Origin of the sequence: Tunturiibacter gelidiferens (assembly GCF_013410115.1) — a bacterium.
In the GTDB taxonomy this organism is placed as follows: Bacteria; Acidobacteriota; Terriglobia; order Terriglobales; family Acidobacteriaceae; genus Edaphobacter; species Edaphobacter gelidiferens.
Genome location: NZ_JACCCV010000001.1, coordinates 2,351,665 through 2,368,476 on the forward strand (window position 1 = coordinate 2,351,665; position 16,812 = coordinate 2,368,476).

Here is a 16,812-nt window from a genome sequence, read left to right on the forward strand (position 1 = left end):
TTAGCTTGTAATTTCGTCATTTCCAAATTCAGGAATTTTCTTGCTAAATATATCTGCTAGATATATATCTTGGAGCTATGAAAATGGAAGGTGGTTCCACCCCCAACGCTCTGCTTGGACTTTTGAGCTTGGGACCCATGTCTGGATACGACATTCGCCAGTTGGTTTCGCGTTCCATCGGGCACTTCTGGAGCGAGAGTTATGGACAGATCTATCCAGGGTTGAAGCGCCTTGCGGCAGCGGGTTTGATCGAGAAGAAGACCGAGCGCAACAAGGGAAAGCCTGACCGAAACCTGTATTCGCTTACGGCAGAGGGACGAGAACGGCTGCAGGAGTGGCTGAAGATTCCGGTCTCCGAGGAGGTGGCCAGGAACGAATTGTTGTTGAAGCTCTTCTTCGGCGCGCATGTCTCGACGAGCGTCAATCGGGAGCATGTGATCTCGAACATGGAGTTTCATCAGCGGGCGCTGAAGGTGTACACGGCGACGGCGAAGCAGCTGCGGCGGGACGAAGCGAACGATCCCAATCTGCCCTACTGGTTGATGACGCTGAACTACGGACGACATTACAGCGTAGCGATGTCGAAGTGGTGCAGGGAGACGCTGGCGGAGTTGGATGAGATAGAGAGCAAGGAAAAAAGGAGGCGGTGATGCATGCACTCGATCCGTTGTGGGTAAAGATCTTTCTTGCGATTCATATTGCTGCGGGCGCGTCGTCGTTTCTGCTTGCTCCCGTTGCGCTGGCTACGGCGAAGGGCGGCAAGCAGCATAAACGCTGGGGGAAGGTTTATTTGTGGTCGATGGGGATCGTTGCGGCGACTGCAATCCCTATGGCGTTCTTCTTCCCGGTGCGGTTTCTGGCCCTGGTGGCGGTGTTTAGCTTCTACTTTGCGTTCTCGGGATTTCGCGTTCTGAGGTTGAAGGAGCTGGCGCGCGGCGGAGGCGCGGAGCCCATCGACTGGATCGCCGGGGTCGTTACCTTTGCGACGAGCGCTCTGCTGGCCTGGCTGTCGTGGTTTCGTCCTGCATCTATCGAAGTGCTTCCGCTGGTGGGCGTGGTGTTTGGATTCATAGGAATGAGGGGCGCGGCGACGCAGCTCATCTCGTTCGTGCGCAAGCCGAAGGAGAAGATGTTCTGGTGGTACACGCATCTCGGAAATTTTATTGGGAGTTACATTGCGGCCTGGTCCGCCTTCAGCGTGGTCACGTTGACGCGAGTCGTTGGCAATCATTGGTACGTGTGGCTGTGGCCGACGATGATCGGTGTGCCTGCAATTATTCTGACCACGGCACACTACCAGCGTAAGTTCGCTCCGCGGGCGAAGGCTGTGACGTAAAGGCTTGAGCTTAGGCGGTGGTGTTAGAAGGCTTGGCGAGGCCTCGAGAGCGGGGGTGGACGGCACGCGAGGTCTTATAGAGCTTCCAGAAGGCGAAGGCGCAGCTTGCGAGAATCCCGGTCCAGATGACGACGAGAACAGGGGTCGCGTACTTGTCGGAGAGATTGTTCCAGAGATGGAGGATGTGCCGTCCGTAGTGGATCCCAAGCCAAGCCGCAACCGTGTGCCGCAGGCATCGGCTGATAATGAAGGTGGTGAGAAATTTTCTGCGCGACATATTCAGCGCGCCAGCCGCGAGGACGAAGGGGCTAAGCGGCATCGGCGGTGGCAGGATCGCCGGCAGGGCTACGGAGAGGATGGCGTGGTTTTCCATCCATTCACAGACGCGCTTGAAGGCACGAGGTGGAACGTGCTTTTCGAGGAAAGCCATGCCTCCGGACTGGCCTACCTGGTAGCTGAACCATCCACCGAGTCCTGAGCCTATTGTTGCGAGCAGGATCAAGAGAAACCAGCTTTGATGCTGCGCGGAAAGCACGATGATCATGATGTCGGTGATGCCGGGCAGAGGCAGCGGAACGAAGGAGCTGTCGACGATCGAGACCAGGAAGACGCCGAAGAGGCCGAAGCTGAAGAGCAGATGGAGGAACGGACTGCGCGCGCGGTGTGCTGCGGCAGCCGTCTGCGCTGCTGCGGCGAGGCTCTTGGATAGGGTCATGGCAGCTGCGCGCAGGCTCATAGAGATTAAGACGCGACCCAGGGAGGAGAAGTCGCTGAAATTCTAAAAGATTGGTTGAGCCGCGAGTATAACAGAGGACTTACAGAAAGCGGAGATCGGGCAGCGCGGGAAGAACATCAACCTCCGCGGCGTACTGGCGAAAGAGTTTGATGGCACGCATGCAATCCGTATTGAGAACATAGTGGATGTTGCTGGAGAGATAGTGACGAATGACAGCTGGGCTCAGGTTGATTCGTGGAGTCCACTCTTCGACCAGATCTTCGATGTGCAGGAGGCCATGATTGCGCGAGGCTTCAAGGTCTTCGACGAGTTGAGCGGCGGAGAGGCGAGGGGCGCCGAGGGACTCTGGCCGCACGGCCCAGACTGCGGCAACCCAGGGTACGTTGGTGCGGATGTGCCACTCGCGAGCGAGATCAAACCACTGGCACGGGCCAACCGCCGCTTCGATCTGCTCCCGGTGTTCGAGGGCGAGCAGGGCAGGATCACCGATCAGGATGGCAGCATCGGACTGTTGCAGCATCGCGATGGGGTCGGCTGGAGCGGGCAGGAATGCCGGATGATTGTTGGCGAACTTACGAAAGAGGATCTCAGCGTAGGCGAGCGAGCTGCGAGAGGCTGTGTCGGCCGAGACCGTCTTCACGGTGCTGAGGGTGTGAGGAGATTTAACGATGAGCTGAATAGAACGAACTTCGTTCAGCGAAGCGATAGTGCAGCCAGGGACAACTGCCAGCTCCGGCGTGAGCGCTGCGATCGGGATAAGCCCGAGGTCCGCGCGGCCTGCGAGAAGTTCGGCGGCGCACTGCGAGGGCTGGGTGTAGTGCAGCGAATAGCGCTGTGCCAGCTCCTGCGCGAGAGGTGCGTGCTCGAAGTCCCACATCAGCGGTGCGGGGTTGAGAAAGTTGATGGCAGCGACACGAAGCATGGAAGATGAAGACGAAGTGTTCAAAGGACTAGTTTATTGGATGTGGAGGAGGCGTGCTCGATGCTGAGGCGAGTGGTGGGTTTTTATCAGGATGAACAGCAGCACTGGGCGACCCGGCTGGACTGCGGTCATGGGCAGCATGTGCGGCATGATCCCCCGTGGACGGTGCGCGAATGGGTGACGACGGAAGAGGGAAGGGCTGCGCGAATCGGGAGTTTGATGGAGTGCAAGAGGTGCGATGAGGAGGAAAAATAGCAGGTTGGTAGTAGGATTCTCGCGAGACTGCACAGTTCATTCGGAAGGGAGCAGAAAGAATGGATGGATTGTTGAAAGCTGGCCGCCTCTTCTTTGCCATCGCAATGGCCCTCTTCGGCGTGGAGTATTTCATCTATGTCGCAGGGTTGAAGGGCCCGATCCCTGGCCCTCCGTGGATACCGGGGTCGCACGCGGTAGCTGTGCTGACCGGTGCCGCGCTGATCGCGGTTGCGGTCTGCATCGTGACGGAAAAACTGGCGCGGCTGGCGGCGGCGCTTTTGGGTGTTGCTCTGTTTTTGTACGTCCTGTTTCTGCAACTCCCCAGGCTCATCGCGCAGCCGCATAGTCCCGATCCCTGGACCAGCGGCTTCGAGCTTCTGGCTTTGATGGGTGGCGCCTTCGTGCTGGCCAGGATCGAGATTCCGGACGGGCTCAGGCTTGAGCCGACCAACAAGGTCTTGTCACATTTAGCCATCTTCGGGCGCGTCGGGTTTGCTCTCGCGCTTGTGGTCTTCGCCGTGCAGCATTTCCTGTATGCGAAGTTTGTGGCGACAATTGTCCCCGCATGGATTCCCGCGCGCCTCTTCTGGTCGTACTTTGTCGGAGTGGCGTTTGTCGCAGCTGCTCTGGCGATCGTTACCAGGCAGATGGCGCGGACTGCCTCAATCCTGTTGGGCACAATGTTTTTTATCTGGGTCGTTATACTTCACGTGCCCCGCGTCGCAGCCCAACCGCGCAATGGCGACGAATTCACTAGCCTTCTAGTTGCATTGGCGATGAGTGGCGCGTCTTTTATTCTTGCGGAGAGTTTCGCACCCGACCTCGTCGCGTGAGATGCGATACAGTGACGGTGAGCCTCTGTCAGCGCTGATTCTTGAGAATCGTCGAGGGCGGAGGCTTGCGAAGCATACCGATGAAGAGGACGATGAATGGCTTTGGCGCAGCAGGATGCAGCAGTAGTAAAGGAACAGGCACGTTTGGCATGGGTGGCATTGACGCTGACGCCGGGAATGGGACCCACACGAATCTGGAAGGCGATGAATCGGCTGGGCGCAGCGGAGCGGGTGCTTGAGGCTTCGCTTACCGAGCTGGAAGGCGCGGGGATGCCGGCGCAGTCTGCGCAGTTTGTCTTCGAAGGCAAAGCGAAGGCAGCGGCTGAAGACGAGTTGAAGCGTGTAGGCGAAGCCGGCGGCAGTATATTGACGCCTGAAGACGAGGCCTACCCTGAACGGCTGCGTGAGATCTACGATCCACCGTCGACGCTTTGGATTCGCGGGGACCTCTCTCTGCTGGCCCGGCCCGGAATCGCGGTTGTCGGAACGCGCCAGCCTTCGCCGTACGGAGCGGGCATGGCGGAGCTGCTCTCGCGCGATCTTGCGAATCGGCGGATGGTGATCCTGAGCGGCATGGCTCGCGGGGTCGACACCGCAGCGCACAAGGGAGCGATCGAGGCAGGCGGCAAAACCGTCGCTGTCTGGGGCACGGGCATCGACGTCATCTATCCCAAGGAGAACAAGAAGCTGGCTGAGCAGATCGTCGCAACCGGTGGAACGATCGTGAGCGAGTATCCGCTCGGAACCTTTCCTGCGCCGCAGAACTTTCCTATTCGCAACCGGATTCTGAGTGGAATGAGCGTCGGCGTGCTGGTCATCGAAGCCGCCGAGTACAGCGGAACCAGAATTACGGCGCGGTGCGCGATGGAGCAGAATCGCGATGTTTACGCTGTCCCGGGGAACGTGACGAACAAGAACGCGTGGGGGCCTAACACCCTGATAAAACAAGGAGCTAAGCTGACTGCGACCTGGGAGGATATCTGGGAGGATCTGCCCTCGCAGATCAGGCTGGCATTGGAGGACGAGCAGGCAGCGGCTGGCGGAGGGTCTGAATCGAAACCGGGAGGGGCTGCATCTCTATTTAACGATACGCCGCTTCCTGAGCACGAAAGGATCGTCTTCGAAAAGCTGCGGCACGATGAGTCGACGCAACTGGACGAGCTGATCGAACAGTTGGAGGCGGAGTTGGGATCCGCAGAGATCTTTACCGCGCTTTTTGAACTGGAGCTTGCGGGGCGTGTTCGGCAACTGCCCGGAAAAAATTATGTGCGGGCGTTCTGAGTCTCAGTAGCAAGGTTGATTCCTGCGCCGAAGCGGATGCCGCAAAGATAAACGTAAGCTCAGGGTTTCGTTCGACTTGGCGAGTTATCCACAGAGTGGGTTGGCTCATCGATTTGAGTTGCTGTGCTATGACCTTCTCAGTCCGGTTTCGTCAGTTGAGGAATCATGGAGAGATGACGCGTTTGCAGAACTCGTGTTAGGTTCGCAATGGAATAAGGAAGTGTGGAACGTTTCGCCTCGGCGATGCGTTCTGGTGGATGAAGGGAACAAATGGGTAAATCATTAGTTATCGTCGAATCGCCGGCGAAGGCGAAGACGATTGGGAAATATCTCGGCAGCGACTACGTGGTGGAGGCCTCGATTGGCCACATCATGGACCTGCCGAAGAACGACATCGGCGTAGAGCTGAAGAGGCGGACGTTCGAGCCGACGCTGATTGTGTCTCCAGGAAAAGAGAAAGTGGTGGATCGGCTGAAGAAGCTGGCGGCGAAGGCGGACATGGTCTACCTTGCGCCGGACCCGGACCGCGAAGGCGAGGCGATTGCCGCGCACCTCTCGATCCAGCTGCTGCCGATGATGAAGGACAAGTCGAAGGTTCGGCGTGTCACCTTTAATGAGATCACCAAAAAGGCCGTGCAGGCTGCGTTTTTGAACGCTCGCGATATAGATGAGGATCTGGTGGATGCGCAGCAGACGCGGCGCGTGCTGGATCGGTTGGTGGGCTATCAGGTATCTCCGCTGCTCTGGGACAAGGTGCGGCGCGGGCTTTCGGCGGGACGTGTGCAAACGGTCGCGCTGCGGCTGATCGTCGAGCGGGAGCAGGAGATCAATGACTTCAATCCAGTGGAGTACTGGACCATCGATGCACAGCTTGAGCCCACTGCGAACAAGCAGAGCTTCACGGCACGATTTGTCGGTGTCAATGGCGTTTCCGCCCGTGTTGCAAACGGAAAAGATGAAGAGGGCAAAGAGCTCTTTCTGTCGAACGCGCTGCCTGATCACGAGGCGGTAGACGAGGTTGTCAGCGAGCTGAAGGTTGCAAAGTGGAGTGTTCGCTCGGTTGAGAAGAAGGAGCGCAGGAGCAATCCGAAGGCTCCCTTTACGACGAGTAAGCTGCAGCAGGATGCTGCCGGTCGTCTCGGCTTCAATGTGCGGCGGACGATGGGTGTCGCGCAGCGTTTATATGAGGGCGTAGAGATTGGCGCAGAGGGCACGGTCGGTCTGATCACCTATATGCGTACCGACTCGACCCGCGTCAGCGCAGATGCGATTGCAGAGGCTCGCGAATTTATTGGCAAGCTGGGCGCGAAGTATCTGCCCGCAACCCCTAACGAGTATCTCGGCAAAAAACAGGTCGAGGCACAGGACGCACACGAAGCCATCCGGCCGACGAGCGTAAAGTACACGCCGGACTCGATCAGAAAGTATCTGAGTGACGAGCAGTACAGGCTTTACAAGCTGATCTGGCAGCGCTTTGTCTCCAGCCAGATGACGCCTGCGGTCTTCGACCAGACGACTGTGGATATTGTTGCGCAGGCGAAGCTCGCCTATGACTTCCGCGTGACCGGCAGTGTGTTGAAGTTCGAAGGACACCTGAGGTTCGAAGAGGAAGACAAGCGCGCACGCCAGGCAGCCAAAGATAAGGCCGCGAAGGAAGAGGCGTCCGCAAAGCCAGTTGTCGATGCCGGGGCAGCCGCGCAGGGAGGGAGTGAAGAAGAGGATGAGGCAGAAGCAAGGTTGCCGGAGTTGAGCAACGGAGAAGCACTGCGTCTGCAAAAACTCGATCCGCTGCAGAAGTTTACCCAGCCGCCGCCGCGCTTCAACGAAGCTAGTCTCGTGAAGACGCTTGAAGAGAAGGGAATTGGCCGACCTTCCACCTACGCGTCCATCATTAATACGATTCAGGATCGCGACTACGTGAAGAAGATCCAGTCGAAGTTTGTGCCGACCGAGATTGGTACGGTGGTTACAAAGCTGCTGGTGAAGAACTTCCCCTACATCTTCGATACCGCATACACCGCGACGCTCGAAGGAGAACTCGATGCCGTTGAAGATGGGACGGAGCGATGGACGGATCTGCTGAACGGGTTCTACGACCACTTCGAGAAGGAGCTGAACGTCGCCAGCGACAACATGGAAGACGTGAAGCGGATGGAGCAGAAGACCGACGAGGTCTGCGACAACTGCGGTAGTCCTCTCATTCTGAAGTGGGGCAAGTTCGGCAGCTTCTACTCCTGCAGCAACTTCACCAAGGTCAAGCCGATGACGATTGCGGCTGGTCCCTGGAAGAAGGATTCCAAAGGTGTAACGAAAAAGGTTACAAGTGCATTTGCGTTCCCGCTGATTGTAAAAGCGACGACCGAAGACGTGGTCGAGTACTCCAAAGAGGTTGGCGACGCGAAGGAGATGACGTCAGCAATCGCCGAAGCCGCCGAACAGGGCAAGAAGGTCACCGTCGAGCCGGTAAGTTGCGACTTCACCAAGGAGAACTTCGCGGCAAAGCCCGACCTGAGCGCCCCCGGAGCCGACGAGACGCCCGAAGAGGAGGCCTGCGATAACTGCGGACGCACGATGGTTTTGCGCAACGGCCCCTGGGGACCGTTTATGGCCTGCCCCGGCTACAACGAGGATCCGCCCTGCAAGACGATTCGCAAGCTGAACCAGAAGGTACAGCAGAAGCCGCCGGTCCAGCTGGAAGAGTCCTGCCCGAAGTGCGGCAAACCTCTGCTTCTCCGCAACGGTCAGTACGGCGAGTTCATCAGCTGCAGCGGATATCCGAAGTGCAAGTACATCAAGCAGGAGCTGCTCGACGTAAAGTGCCCGAAGGATGGCGGCGATATTGCCGTCCGCAAGACCAAGCGCGGCGATCTCTTCTACGGCTGCGTGAACTATCCCAAGTGCGACTTCGCCTCGAACCTGAAGCTGGTGAACCAGACCTGTCCGAAGTGCGACAGCGCCTATGTTCTTGAGGTCGTCAACGACAAGGGCACCTACCTCGTATGTCCGAACAATCGTGAGGCGCTTCCGAAACGCCGCAAGAAGAAGGGCGCTCCGGAAGAAGAGCCGACGACTCCGCCGTGCACTTACGAGAAAAAGATTGCCGGGCCGGCTCCGATACCCGTCATCGAACGGCCCGATCCTGAGAAGACCCGGGCAGTTGTCGAGAGCGTAGCTTAACAGAAGGCAAGGGAACGACGAGATGCGCTGTAGAGGACTCCTGGACCGGTCAGCGCGCCTTCGCGTGATCCAAGCCTGAAAACTCGGTAGTGGGTCAGTTTGGACTCGAGCGAACGTGGTAATACTGCCGCGTGGTTTCCACGATGACACCGGCCAATGCATAGGTTGCGGCATTTGCAATCAGGACGAAGTAGAAGCCCTGCGGGTGTTGGCGTGCCATCGCGATCGGGCAGGTTAGATAGACGAGAGCCCGTCCAAGGCCGCCTGTACCAAGCGGATTCGAAAGAGTCGCCGAGATATAGACTCTCCAGACGAAGACAACGATCGCGCCCACGGTGGCCCAAATGGCGATTCGGCTTTTCATGCAGCAGCTCCCTCTACCTTAGCTCCAATTATCCTCCTGACACCGCAATCTTGCAGACTGGTCGACCCGCGGGCAATCTGAAACTGCGCCAAGCCTGAAAATCCGCGACTTTCCTTTTTTGCATCGTTTCTGTTACAAATGCATCACGGCCTCACGGTTTCTTAATGTCCCCGGCAATGATCGCCGGGCGTTGGCTAACGAACGTAACTCGTTGAAAAGAATGCAGGTAGTGGACTATGGCGAAGGCAGTTTGGAATGGCCAGACACTGGCCGAAAGCGAAACCTATGAAACGGTCGAGGGAAATATCTACTTCCCCGAAGAATCAGTAAAGCGAGAGTTTTTGAAGCCCAGTTCGACCACCTCCAGTTGCCCCTGGAAGGGCCAGGCCCGCTACTACACCATCGTGGTGGACGGCCAGGACAACCCGGATGCGGCGTGGTACTACCCCGACCCGAAGCCGGCGGCGCGCAATGTAAAGCACCACATAGCCTTCTGGCGCGGTGTCGAAGTCACGAAATAGCTAAGGTAAAAGAATAAAGGGGATGGGCTAAATACCTCTCCCCATTTGCTTTAGTAAGCCTGGAGACGATCGAGTGGCAACCGGACCTGGAAACAGGTAGCTCCCGGCTTCGATTCAACCGTAACGAACCCAGAGTGCTTATTGACGATGCGTTGAACGGTGTCGAGTCCAAGTCCAAGCCCGCGGCCCGGCGCCTTGGTGGTGAAGAATGGCTCAAAGATCCGCGACTTGATCTCCGGCTCGATTCCAGGCCCCGAATCCCAGACTTCTACCAGGGCCATCTGGCCACCTTTGTGGGTCGTCAGCCGCAGCGTTCCCATATCATTCATGGCGTCGAGCGCATTTTCGATCAAGGCGGTCCAGACCTGGTTGAGTTCGCTACCGTAGGCGCTCACCGGCTCCAGATCCTGATCGAACTCAAGCTCCACCTTGACGTTTCTGAGCCGCGAGTTGAACATTACCAGCGTATTTTCAAGCGATTGCGCAAGGTCGACGTCCTGGATCGGCGCCTGGTCCATGTACGAGTAGTCCTTGATCGCGCTGATCAGGTCAAAGATGCGCACCGTGGAATCGACTACCGTCTCAGCCATACGCTCCACCCGCAGGGAGCTGGCCACCGTCGCAACGGCGACCGGAAGCACCTCAGGGCCGACGATCGCCGCGAGCTCATCGAGCAGGTCAAACGCCAGCGTCGTCTCCGACAGCGCGGGTGCGATCGTCCACGGATTGGGAACGTTATGAGCGTTGAGCCACTGAATCAGCATCTCCTCGCGGTCCGCGTTCGCCAGCGGATTCTGCGAGCCCTTGGGCAGGTTGGAGTAGGCGGACATGCGCGCCCGCGCATTCTTGATCCAGTCGCGATACCTCTCCGTCGTCTCCTCCGGCAGGCAAAGCTTGCCCATACGATACTTCTGGTCGCCATACTCGCGCAGTTCGCCGAACAGGCTGGCGGCAGAGCGTTGCGCTGCGGAGGCGGGATTGTTCAGTTCGTGGGCTAGATTCGCAGCGAGCTTTCCAAGTGCATTGAGCTTCTCGGACTGCTGCTCAATGCGGGTCACCTCGCGCACGCGGTCCAGCAACTGTGAGACGCTGCGCTGCGCCATCGATGGGATCGCGACCATCATCTCCGGAAACAGAGACTCATGAACATCGATCGCCCATACCGGACCAACCGAGTAACCTTCGCCGCCGTAGGTCTTCATGCGAGAGAAGGGCAGCTTGCCCGTCATCGAGCCGGCCCGGCCGATAAACAGCGCAGCATTCGAGTGGCGACGGCGTACCTGCACCTCTCCCTGGAGGATGAAGTTCATATTGCAGGCAGGTTCACCCTCGCGGAAGACGATGGAACGATCCTGGCCAACGCGCTCGGTCCCTTTTGTCGCAATCCAGGTGTACTCCTCGTCCGTCAGACCGTCGAGCGGAGCAATGGTGCGCAGCCCGGCGACGATATCAGCAACGGGGGACGGTTGAGCGGGAGGACCTGCCACCTGATCTGCCGAGGGAGCGGGAAGTGTCGATAGGAGGCTTTCAACGTTGTTCAAAGTGGCCATTCCTGGAGCTCCTTCTGTCGCGCTGGCGTCTGAATCGGTTCAGTTAGATCTACATCTCCATTGTTACAGAGGTTCCGCTTGATGGTTGTTCCTGGCTCATAAATTTCAAGCAGGCTGGTCCAGCCGACGCGATATTCGCGGGTTCGAGAATCATTCTGAGATGGAAACAGAGGAAGCGACACCCTCTTAGATGCCGCTCCTCGTCTCTTCGATTGGTAAAAACTTGCAGCTGTTTAGACGTGCAACTCTACGCTTTGTAAACCTGACCGTCTTTTACGACGACCGGGTCGAGAAACGGCATAGATTTACGAAGCTCGGCCCCAACCTTCTCGATCTGGTGAGCGGCCTCCTGCTTGCGGATGCGGGAAAACTCGTGGCGGCCGGTCTCGTTCTCCTCGATGAATCGTTTGGCGAAGCTTCCGTCCTGGATATCGTTCAACAGGCCCTTCATCGCCTTCTTCACTTCGGGCGTGACGATGCGTGGTCCGGCCACATAATCGCCCCACTCTGCGGTGTCGGAGATGGAGTGGCGCATATACTCCAGGCCGCCCCGATACATCAGGTCGACGATCAGCTTCAGCTCGTGCAGCACCTCGAAGTACGCAAGCTCGGGCTGGTAGCCGGCCTCGACCAGTGTCTCGAACCCTGCCTTCACCAGCGCACTGGTGCCTCCGCACAGAACCGCCTGCTCGCCGAAGAGGTCGGTCTCGGTCTCTTCGGTAAACGTGGTCTCCAGCACGCCGGCGCGGGTGCAGCCGATCCCCTTGGCGTAGCTCAGCGCGAGCGCCAGCGCGTGACCGCTCTTGTCCTGCTCCACCGCGACCAGCCCCGGAATGCCGCCGCCCTCGGTGAACACCTCGCGAACGCGATGCCCAGGGCCCTTTGGCGCGACCAGCGAGACGTCGGCCGTCGCAGGAGGAGTGATGGTGCGGAAGCGAATGTTGAAGCCATGCGCGAACATCAGTGTCACGTTCGGCTTCATGTTCGGCTCAATCTCCGCGTGGTAGACCTTCGCCGCCGTCTGGTCAGGCGTCAGGTTCATGATGACGTCCGCCCACTTCGAAACGTCGGCGACGGTATCGACCTGAAGCCCGGCCTTGCGTGCGCGGTCTGCGTTGGGCGAGTCCTTGCGCAGCCCCACGCGAACATCAACGCCCGAGTCCTTGAGGTTCAGCGCGTGCGCATGGCCCTGCGAGCCATAGCCGATGATGGCAACTTTCTTTGCCTGGATAAGAGAGAGGTCTGCGTCTGCGTCGTGGTATGCCTTAGCCATTGTGTCGTTTTTCCTTTTTCCTATTCTGATCATTGGTTAGGGTTTTGTGAAGTCTTGAACGTCGTGAGCTATGCTGCGGCTCGTGGAGTTGAGGTCGCGTCGTAATCCGGCGGTAGATCCAATCACCGGCAGGCAGAAACGCGAAGAGAATAAAGAGAGCGCCTGTGCCAATCGCGCCTCCTGCATAAACTGTTTGGAGATATCCGTTTCTGTAGACGAGAACGTTTCTATGGATCTGATTCACGCCGATGAGGATGCACGCGCAGCCGCCAGCCACCAAAAACAATCTAGGTATCAGAGAGGTTTTTGTCTTGATCTGCTTCTTCGGTTTGTTATCGAAACGGATCACGACTCGTCCTCTGCAAACTCGGTCGGCAGAATCTCGTCCGCCCCTGGCTTTTCAGGAAACGACGTCTCATCGTGGTGGTCAGGGTCAGGGGTACCGAGCGCCTTCAGCACGCGGCTGGTGTGGTGGCCGCGACGCATCGCCATACGCCCCGTGCGCGAGACCTCGAGGATCGTGTAGCCGCTCTCGGTGAGCACCTGGATCAGCCCTTCGATCTTGCTGGCCGCCCCGGTCATCTCGAGCATCACGGACTCGGGCGCAAGATCGACCACACGCGCACGGAAGACGTTGGCAAGCTCGAAGATCTGCGACCGGGTCTTCGGGCCGGCGGCAACCTTGATCAGGCAAAGCTCGCGGATGACGGCGTCGGCGCGCCCCACCTCATCCACGTCCACTGTGATCTCCAGCTTGTACAGCGAAGCGCGAATACGATGCGCAGCGTGGTCCGGCGCCTCGCAGACGATCGTCATGCGCGACACTTCGGCCCGCTCGCTCTCCCCCACCGTCAGCGAGACGATGTTGATGTTGAGTCGGCGAAACAGGGAGGCGACACGCGTCAGCACGCCGGGTTTGTCTTGTACCAGAGCTACAAAGGTGTGGAGCATTTCCGAATCCTTATCTATGCATCGTGATTTTTGAACTTATGCCAAGTACCGCACACGACAGACTCTTTATCTCTGCGGGCTTGAGGAATTAGCTCCGCAACCGCTTCTGACAAGTCGTCTTCATTGAGGACTTTTTGTACCTGCTCACTGTCATTTATGTTCAATCCAAGTTTCTGCATGGCGTTTTCGACTTTCGCGATTAGTTCTGCTGAATCTTCTGCTTGTGAAGCTATCCATATAAATGCACCCGCATTTCCTTCCAGCATCCAGTTGTCCTTGGGACCAGAAACCTGAAATAAACCGATCCAAATCGAATTCACTGACGTCTTTCATAAGCCGGATTTGATACGTGATTTACGACAACTAACACTACAAAAGTTTGGAACATAAGTGCCTTTCAACGGAGTGCTGCGTTTTAGTTTGGACTATGGGGCAGGGAATCGACAGGCGGTGCAGGGTACTGGCGAAGATAGGTCTTGGGCACCTCATAGAGGATCAGTTCGCCGGGCTTTGCCTTCGAGCTCGCGTTGCTGCAAAGATTGCCCGTTGTGATTCCAGTGCTGAGAATCGCAGCGACGGAGTAGTTGGTATAGAGCTCGCTCCGCGGCCTGCAGTCCGCATACATATTCGCGAGGATGCGCAGAATCGTCGCCTTCTTCGCATCCACCAGGATGATCCCGTTCTTGTCTGTGGCCATGGCGACCGACCCGATCTGATCCTCGCGAAGAGCCACATTCAACCTCTCGTCGTGGACAGGCGCGTTGGTGAGCGCATTGATCACCTTAATGTGAATCTCGCCAGCCTTAGGCGGCGCAACAGCCTGAGCAGACTGCGTCGATGAAACGGGGACAGTGGATTGAACGGGTTGAGCAGCTTGAGCCGAAGCAGCCACAGACGCCGAGACGGCGAGAAACGACCAGACCACGCATGCGACGACTCCGAGTTTTCTACTCACTCCAGCTCCGAATCGACTCGGCATCTGCAGCCCCTCTCTCAAAAAAGATCAAAACCGTGCAGCGGTCAAAAATAAACTTCAAAAACGTGGCGTATTTTTCGATGGTCAAAAGACACTGCTAACGCACCACGTTTACCACGCATTCCACCACGTTCTCACCATCAAAAAACCACGTTCAAAACGCCGTTTTTTCCAAAACACCCCTCAAAAACAAGGGAAAAACAGCGATCTTCGCTCCTGCACCACAGCCAGAATTTTTTCTGCGAAAATGAAAGATTATTCATCCTCCGCCGTCTCCAGAAGCGGATCATTCGCCGGCCGCCGCACCATCTCATGGAGCGCCGCCCCGGGAGCGATCATCGGATAAACCCCATCCTCTTTCTCAACCTGGAAGTTGATCAGAAACGCCTTACCGCTCGTGCGCGCTTTCGTAACGGTGGGAGTCACATTCTTTCGCTCGCTAACATGCGCTCCATCAATGCCATGCGCGCCAGCCAGCTTCACAAAATCCGGCGACAGGATCGGCGAAGCAGCGTAGTTCTTCTCATAAAACGCCTCCTGCCACTGCCGAACCATACCCAGAAAACCGTTATTGATCACTGCAATATTGATCGCCAAACCCTCTTGAACAATGGTCGAAAGCTCAGCCGCAGTCATCTGAAAACCGCCGTCACCAGCGATCACCCAAACATCTTTTTCAGGACAAGCCACCTTCGCTCCAATCGCCGCAGGAAGCGCAAACCCCATAGTGCCAAGGCCTCCGCTGGTGATCAGCGAACGAGGCGCGTCATGTTTGTAGTACTGCGCCTCCCACATCTGATGCTGCCCAACATCAGTCACGATGATGGTCTGATCGGCCCTGCCCGCAGCGTGTGCTTCACGCCAGATGTCGTTGATGACATGGGCGGCATAAAGATGGCCATTGTCGGGCAGATTGATGATGTCGCGGACGGCGGCGTCGCCCTTCATGGCGTTGATCTCGCAGAGCCAGTCGGTGGTTGCACATGGCACGTTTCCTGCTGCTCCGCCGCCTTGACGGGAGCCGCCCGGATTGCCGGACGGGGGACGCTTGCCGGTGACTCCATCGCCGAATCGGATGGTGCCTTTGTCGCGATCGAGTGTGTAGCCGGTGGAGTCGAGAAGTGGGAGCAGCAGTTCGAGGACCTCTTTGAGGTCGCCGATGAGGGCTACGTCGGCGCGGACGTTTTTGTTAATCTCCGACGGATCGATCTCGATGTGAATCTTCTTCGCGTTGGGTGCATAGCGGGCGAGGTTGCCGGTGACGCGGTCATCGAAGCGCATACCGAGGGCAAGTAGCAGATCGGCTTGCTGGATGGCGTTGTTGACCCACGATTCGCCGTGCATCCCCATCATGCCGAGCGAGAGCGGATGATAGGTCGGGAAGGCTCCAAGGCCAAGCAGCGTGCTGGCGACAGGAATCTGCTGGCGCTCTGCAAAGGCGAGAACTTGTGCTTCGGCGCCGGAGTGCGTGATGCCGTGACCGGCGAGAATGACGGGTTTCTTTGCTGCTTTGATGAACTCGATGGCTTGCTGGATGGAGGAGGACTCCGCGCGCAGCATGGGGTGAGGGCGGTAGGACGCGGGCGCAGCAGCTTCAAAGTTGAAGGCGGCGGTGTTCTGCTGTGCATCCTTGGTGATGTCGACCAGCACGGGGCCAGGGCGGCCGTTGGTCGCAACCTGAAAGGCCTCGCGCAGTGTTGGTGCAATATCTTCGGCGCGCGTGACGAGGTAGTTGTGCTTCGTGATCGGCAGAGTGATGCCTGTGATGTCGACTTCCTGAAAGGCGTCGGAGCCAAGGACCTTGCTGCCTACCTGTCCGGTGATGCAGACGATCGGGATGGAGTCGAGCATGGCGGTTGCTATGCCGGTGACGAGATTCGTCGCACCGGGGCCGCTGGTGGCAATACACACACCGACCTTCCCCGAAGCACGGGCGTAGCCGTCAGCCATATGCGATGCGCCCTGCTCGTGGCGGACGAGGATGTGGTGGATAGGGAACTTGCGCAGTGCGTCGTAGGCGGGAAGGATGGCTCCGCCAGGGTAGCCGAAGACCTTGTCCACGCTCTCGCCGACGAGTGTGGCCCAGATGATCTCGGCTCCAGTGAGTTGGGGGTGGTGATTTTTATTAATTGACATGATTGCTACCTCCCGTTGACGCTTTTCCTCGCTTTGCTCCATGTGCCTCAATCGCTCCTAGTTGCGCTCTTGGCTTAATCATTTCTTGAATGCTTTGTTCGCTGACGTCTTCTTGCTCTTCCCACATAATCTCCGCGCCGTCTTCAAGCTTTTCGTAAACCAGAAGCAGGTCACGAAGTCCTCTAAATTGTGAGACGACCTGCTCCCCACTGGTGTTGGTCCAAGAATCCTCGTAGAGTTTTCCGCGATTCAACGCCTTCTCGTAGGCTTCATCCGGCGAACTTGCTCTGATGAGATGTGTATTGATCCAAACGGTGGAGTCTTCCGCACCTGCGACCTTCAGTTCTTGAATCATGTCGGCGAGGAACCACTCCATGTCCTTCGGAATCCATTTCGTTTTTGACATAGAGCGGTTACCTCATGGGCTAAAGCCAGGTTTTGTGTGCAACCTCAAGATCGAGAAGCAGATTCCTCCGCTTCGCTGCGGAATGACAACAAGGA

General features: G+C 57.6%; 17 protein-coding genes. 7 read left to right on the forward strand and 10 right to left on the reverse strand.

Going from position 1 to position 16,812, the window contains the following annotated elements:
* The first annotated feature begins 83 nt into the window (after window positions 1–83).
* Both HDF12_RS10025 and HDF12_RS10030 read left to right on the forward strand, forming a co-directional pair.
* A complete protein-coding gene (locus HDF12_RS10025) occupies window positions 84–650 on the forward strand; it encodes a PadR family transcriptional regulator (RefSeq protein ID WP_179582547.1) in 567 nt (188 codons plus the stop codon).
* Entirely contained in the window at window positions 650–1,336 is a 687-nt protein-coding gene (locus HDF12_RS10030; protein ID WP_179582549.1) for a DUF2306 domain-containing protein, read from the forward strand. Before HDF12_RS10025 ends, HDF12_RS10030 begins: the two co-directional genes overlap by 1 nt.
* Before the next feature lie 10 nt (window positions 1,337–1,346).
* Here the strand turns inward: HDF12_RS10030 and HDF12_RS10035 are convergent, their stop codons facing one another.
* Together HDF12_RS10035 and HDF12_RS10040 are read right to left on the reverse strand one after the other, a co-directional pair.
* Window positions 1,347–2,051, reverse strand: coding sequence for a YqaA family protein (locus HDF12_RS10035; protein WP_246373481.1), 705 nt, complete (start codon window positions 2,049–2,051; stop codon window positions 1,347–1,349).
* A gap of 100 nt (window positions 2,052–2,151) precedes the next feature.
* On the reverse strand, window positions 2,152–2,994 hold the full coding sequence (locus tag HDF12_RS10040; RefSeq protein WP_179582553.1) for a menaquinone biosynthesis protein: 843 nt from the start codon (window positions 2,992–2,994) through the stop codon (window positions 2,152–2,154).
* A gap of 60 nt (window positions 2,995–3,054) precedes the next feature.
* On the opposite strand from HDF12_RS10040, the gene HDF12_RS10045 reads away from it, so the two are divergent.
* The 4 genes from HDF12_RS10045 (at window position 3,055) to topA (ending at window position 8,540) form a co-directional block, all read left to right on the forward strand.
* Window positions 3,055–3,249, forward strand: a complete 195-nt coding sequence (locus tag HDF12_RS10045; protein ID WP_179582555.1) for a DUF3565 domain-containing protein — start codon at window positions 3,055–3,057, stop codon at window positions 3,247–3,249.
* A gap of 59 nt (window positions 3,250–3,308) precedes the next feature.
* On the forward strand, window positions 3,309–4,082 hold the full coding sequence (locus HDF12_RS10050; RefSeq protein ID WP_179582557.1) for a DoxX family protein: 774 nt from the start codon (window positions 3,309–3,311) through the stop codon (window positions 4,080–4,082).
* Window positions 4,083–4,178: 96 nt separating this feature from the next.
* Entirely contained in the window at window positions 4,179–5,363 is a 1,185-nt protein-coding gene (gene dprA, locus HDF12_RS10055; protein WP_179582559.1) for a DNA-processing protein DprA, read from the forward strand.
* 270 nt (window positions 5,364–5,633) lie between these two features.
* Window positions 5,634–8,540 (forward strand): type I DNA topoisomerase, encoded by a 2,907-nt coding sequence (topA, locus tag HDF12_RS10060; protein ID WP_179582561.1) that lies wholly within the window; start codon window positions 5,634–5,636, stop codon window positions 8,538–8,540.
* A 94-nt stretch (window positions 8,541–8,634) separates the two neighbouring features.
* On the opposite strand, the gene HDF12_RS10065 is transcribed toward topA, so the two are convergent.
* Window positions 8,635–8,904 carry a hypothetical protein gene (locus HDF12_RS10065; protein WP_179582563.1) on the reverse strand — a complete coding sequence of 90 codons (270 nt, stop codon included), beginning with the start codon at window positions 8,902–8,904 and terminating at the stop codon, window positions 8,635–8,637.
* 236 nt (window positions 8,905–9,140) lie between these two features.
* Between HDF12_RS10065 and HDF12_RS10070 the strand changes: the two genes are divergently transcribed.
* Window positions 9,141–9,425, forward strand: coding sequence for a DUF427 domain-containing protein (locus HDF12_RS10070; RefSeq protein WP_158945193.1), 285 nt, complete (start codon window positions 9,141–9,143; stop codon window positions 9,423–9,425).
* 50 nt (window positions 9,426–9,475) lie between these two features.
* Here HDF12_RS10070 and HDF12_RS10075 read toward each other — a convergent pair whose 3' ends face one another.
* The 7 genes from HDF12_RS10075 to HDF12_RS10110 all read right to left on the reverse strand — a co-directional run bounded on the left by HDF12_RS10075 (window position 9,476) and on the right by HDF12_RS10110 (window position 16,717).
* Window positions 9,476–10,975, reverse strand: coding sequence for a sensor histidine kinase (locus HDF12_RS10075; RefSeq protein ID WP_179582565.1), 1,500 nt, complete (start codon window positions 10,973–10,975; stop codon window positions 9,476–9,478).
* Between the two features lie 247 nt (window positions 10,976–11,222).
* On the reverse strand, window positions 11,223–12,248 hold the full coding sequence (gene ilvC / locus HDF12_RS10080; RefSeq protein WP_179582567.1) for a ketol-acid reductoisomerase: 1,026 nt from the start codon (window positions 12,246–12,248) through the stop codon (window positions 11,223–11,225).
* Between the two features lie 345 nt (window positions 12,249–12,593).
* A complete protein-coding gene (gene ilvN, locus HDF12_RS10085; protein WP_179582569.1) occupies window positions 12,594–13,199 on the reverse strand; it encodes an acetolactate synthase small subunit in 606 nt (201 codons plus the stop codon).
* Between the two features lie 14 nt (window positions 13,200–13,213).
* Complete coding sequence (locus HDF12_RS10090; protein WP_179582571.1) at window positions 13,214–13,519, reverse strand: hypothetical protein; 306 nt, start codon at window positions 13,517–13,519, stop codon at window positions 13,214–13,216.
* A gap of 95 nt (window positions 13,520–13,614) precedes the next feature.
* A complete protein-coding gene (locus tag HDF12_RS10095; RefSeq protein WP_179582574.1) occupies window positions 13,615–14,154 on the reverse strand; it encodes a hypothetical protein in 540 nt (179 codons plus the stop codon).
* 276 nt (window positions 14,155–14,430) lie between these two features.
* Window positions 14,431–16,311, reverse strand: a complete 1,881-nt coding sequence (locus tag HDF12_RS22310; RefSeq protein WP_257025466.1) for a thiamine pyrophosphate-dependent enzyme — start codon at window positions 16,309–16,311, stop codon at window positions 14,431–14,433.
* The gene (locus HDF12_RS10110; RefSeq protein ID WP_179582576.1) at window positions 16,301–16,717 is read right to left on the reverse strand and encodes a DUF4288 domain-containing protein; all 417 of its coding nucleotides are present in this window, start codon (window positions 16,715–16,717) and stop codon (window positions 16,301–16,303) included. Before HDF12_RS10110 ends, HDF12_RS22310 begins: the two co-directional genes overlap by 11 nt.
* Between the last annotated feature and the right edge of the window lie 95 nt (window positions 16,718–16,812).